Annotated in this window: 2 protein-coding genes; both read left to right on the forward strand. The window is 56.5% G+C overall.

Features of this window, described 5'->3' with window-relative positions:
- Positions 1-113: 113 nt before the first annotated feature.
- Positions 114-2,189, forward strand: coding sequence for an iron ABC transporter permease (locus Q0349_RS08830; protein WP_366916301.1), 2,076 nt, complete (start codon positions 114-116; stop codon positions 2,187-2,189).
- 14 nt (positions 2,190-2,203) lie between these two features.
- Positions 2,204-3,271: a ferric ABC transporter ATP-binding protein gene (gene fbpC / locus Q0349_RS08835; protein ID WP_298080495.1), complete on the forward strand. Its 1,068-nt coding sequence runs from the start codon at positions 2,204-2,206 to the stop codon at positions 3,269-3,271.
- Positions 3,272-3,558 lie beyond the last annotated feature (287 nt).

Below are 3,558 nucleotides of genomic sequence, written 5' to 3' on the forward strand. Positions count from 1 at the left end.
TGTCGCTGACGCGGTGTGTTTGCTGCTCCCAGCCACAGGGAGAGCGCGGCGGTTGCGGAAATATTTACCGTTGCCGCGATGATTTTCAGGATTGGTTTTCGGGAGTGTCATTGATGACATCCCTTCAAATTTTCAGCCGGAATATTTTTATGAAAGTTTTTTTGCGATGGACGAACCAGTCCGCTTTCTGGGTGGCGGTCGCGCTGCTCTGTTATGCACTACTGCCCGCCTTTGCCCTCGATTACGGCATTGTTGAATCTACCTGGGATGAGCGCCTCGCCGCGATGGGCTGGCATTCGCTCAATTTAAGCGCGCTGTGGTTCGCGCCGGTATTGATATTTTTGCTTTTTCCTTTGTTCAATTCGACGCCAGCGGCGCGTGCCAAGGGCGAACTCGTCTGGATCGCTATCATTGCCTTCATTACCCTCGTCAGCGCCAAGCTGGCGCACGTTTCGCTCGGCTATGCGGTAATCGGTCTTGCCGGTGCTTTGGTCGCTATTGCAACATTAGCGCTTGCCCGTCTCAAGGTATTGCAGGGCGATAAGTTTATTATTGCCTCGCTGCTCATTATTATTTTGCTGATTGCGCTGTTTATTGTCTTCCCAACCGGCGCGATTTTCGTCGCGATGTTTTATGAGGACGGCGCTTTTCATCCGCAACAGGTCTTGCGCATTCTCAGCCAGAGTTACATTCTGCGCGTCATTGGCAATTCGCTGATGCTTTCCGGTTTTGTCGGGCTGATGTCCACCATTTTCGGCCTCGCTTTCGCGCTTTATACTACCCGCATTGCCCGCCGCACCGCCTTTATCGGCAAGATTTTTTCCATTCTGCCGATTGTGACGCCGCCATTTGTCGTCGGCCTCGGCGTAACGTTAATGCTGGGCCGCTCCGGTTATCTCACCGAATGGCTCGGTTTTGCCAACAGCAACTGGCTCTATGGTTTCAACGGGATTGCCATTGCGCAGATTCTGGCATTCACCCCGCTCGCCTTTATGATTCTCGACGGCGCGCTGAAATCCATTCACCCTTCAATTGAGGAAGCCTCTTATACGCTGCGCGCCAACCGCTATCAGACCTTCTTCCAGATTATTTTCCCGCTGCTGCGCCCGGCACTCGCCAATGCGTTTTTGCTGGTATTCGTGCAATCGCTCGCCGATTTCAGTAATCCGCTGGTATTGGGCGGCAGTTTTGACGTCATCGCCACGCAAATTTATTTTTATATCGCCGGCTCGCAACTCGATTATGCCTCGGCGAGTACCCTCGGCACGCTGTTATTGCTGTTCTCGCTCGGTATTTTCATCGTGCAGTATCTATGGATTGGCAACCGCTCATACATTACCGTTTCCGGCAAATCGTATCGCGGCGAGGTGCAGGAATTACCGCGTGGTCTGAAAAATCTGATTAGCGGCTTGCTCGCGTTCTGGGTGCTGTTTAATTTGCTGCTGTACGGCAGTATTTTCTATGGCAGCTTTACCGTGAACTGGGGCGTGGATTACAACCTGACCCTGCGCAATTATCAGATTCTTTTCGGGCAGGGCTTTAGCGACGGTGCCTGGCCTTCGCTGATTAATACCCTGATTTATGCGGGCATTGCTGCCGTATTCACCGCCGCGCTCGGTTTGCTCATTGCCTATATCGTGGTGCGCAAGGAGTTTCGCGGCAAGAAAACGCTGGAATTTCTCACCATGCTTTGCTTCGCCATTCCCGGCACCGCAGCGGGCGTGTCCTACATTCTCGCTTTCAACGACGCACCGCTGTATATCACCGGCACCGGCATCATCGTCATCATCTCGATGGTGATGCGCGACCTGCCGGTCGGGATGCGCGCCGCCATCGCCGGGCTCGGCCAGCTCGACAAGTCGCTCGATGAAGCCTCGCTCTCGCTCAAGGGCAGCTCGCTGAAAACCATCCGCTACATCATCCTGCCGCTGCTGAAACCGGCGCTGCTCTCCGCGCTCGTCACCAGCTTCGTCAAGGCGATGACCACCGTCAGCGCGATTATCTTCCTCGTCACCGCCGACACGCGCGTCGCCACCGCCTACATCCTGAACCGCGTCGAAGACGGCGAATACGGCACCGCCATCGCCTACGGCTCCATCCTCATCGTCGTCATGATGAGCATCATCCTCTTCTTTGACTGGATTATCGGCGACACCCGCATCGCCCGCTCCAAAGCCCGCCAACACTGAATCCCGGAAACACCATGAACGAAAAAGCCTTCCTCATCCTCAAGGACGTCACCAAATCCTTCGGCAAAACCGTGGTCATCGACCACCTCAACCTCGCCATCGAGCGCGGCACGATGACCACCCTGCTCGGCCCCTCCGGCTGCGGCAAAACCACCATCCTTCGCCTCGTCGCTGGCCTCGAAAGCCCGACCAGCGGGCAGATTTTCATCGACGGTGAAGACGTCACCAAAGCCTCCATCCAGCAGCGCGACATCTGCATCGTCTTCCAGTCCTACGCGCTCTTCCCGCACATGAGCATCGCGGATAACGTCGGCTACGGCCTGAAAATGCTCAACGTGCCGCACGGCGAACGCCGCCAGCGCATCGAAGAAGCCCTCGCCCTCGTTGACCTCGCCGGCTTCGGCGAACGCTACGTGGACCAAATCTCCGGCGGACAACAACAGCGCGTGGCTCTCGCCCGCGCGCTGGTGCTGAAGCCGAAAGTGTTGCTGTTCGACGAGCCGCTTTCCAACCTCGATGCCAACCTGCGCCGCAGTATGCGCGAGAAAATCCGCGAATTGCAGCAAAGCCTTGGCATCACCTCGCTTTACGTCACCCACGACCAGAGCGAAGCGTTCGCCGTCTCCGACCAGGTCATCGTCATGGACAAGGGGCGCATCGTGCAGAAAGCCCCGGCGCGCGAACTCTACCTGCACCCGAACTCGCTCTTCCTCGCCAACTTCATGGGCGAATCCAGCATTTTCAAGGGCGAACTGCGCGGCAATACTGTCGCCACCAACGGCTACCGCTTTGAGCTGCCCGATGCTGCCCAATATGAACTCGCGGACGGCGACTGCCTCGTCGGCGTGCGCCCCGAAGCGATTACCCTGCAAACGGGCGGCGAGGCGGCGCAAAAATGCCGCATCCAGAACGCGGTGTACATGGGCAACCACTGGGAAATCATCGCCGACTGGCAAGGCCACGAACTGCTGATTAACCTCAAGCCGGAGGACTTCCGCGAGGGGCAGGAAGAAGGCTATATCCACTTCACTCCGACCGGCGTCTTTTTGCTGCCTGCGGACGGGCAGAAAAAAAGCGCGTGACGGCGTTTTCTAGGCGCTGTTTACAATTGGTCATAACACGATGATTTCGTTCGTAGGTTGGGTTAGCGAGGTACGAGCGTTACCCAACAGGCTGAATACCGAACAATCCCGTTGTTGGATGAGACGCAGCGCAATCCATTGAAAAACAGAAAATTCACTTCATACGCTATATCGCTCCCCCCCACCCCGCCCCTCCCCCGCTGCGGGCTTCGCCCTGCAGGGGAGGGAGATCTGAATTGTAAATGTAAACAGCACCTAATGATTGCGTCCGCTGATGCGGGCGAGCA

Source organism: uncultured Cardiobacterium sp. (assembly GCF_938028185.1).
In the GTDB taxonomy this organism is placed as follows: domain Bacteria; phylum Pseudomonadota; class Gammaproteobacteria; order Cardiobacteriales; family Cardiobacteriaceae; genus Cardiobacterium.

Coding starts and splice junctions, on each gene's coding strand:
- Q0349_RS08830 (WP_366916301.1), top strand. CDS start 114: ATGACATCCCTTCAAATTTTCAGCCGGAATATTTTTATGAAAGTTTTT.
- fbpC (WP_298080495.1), top strand. CDS start 2,204: ATGAACGAAAAAGCCTTCCTCATCCTCAAGGACGTCACCAAATCCTTC.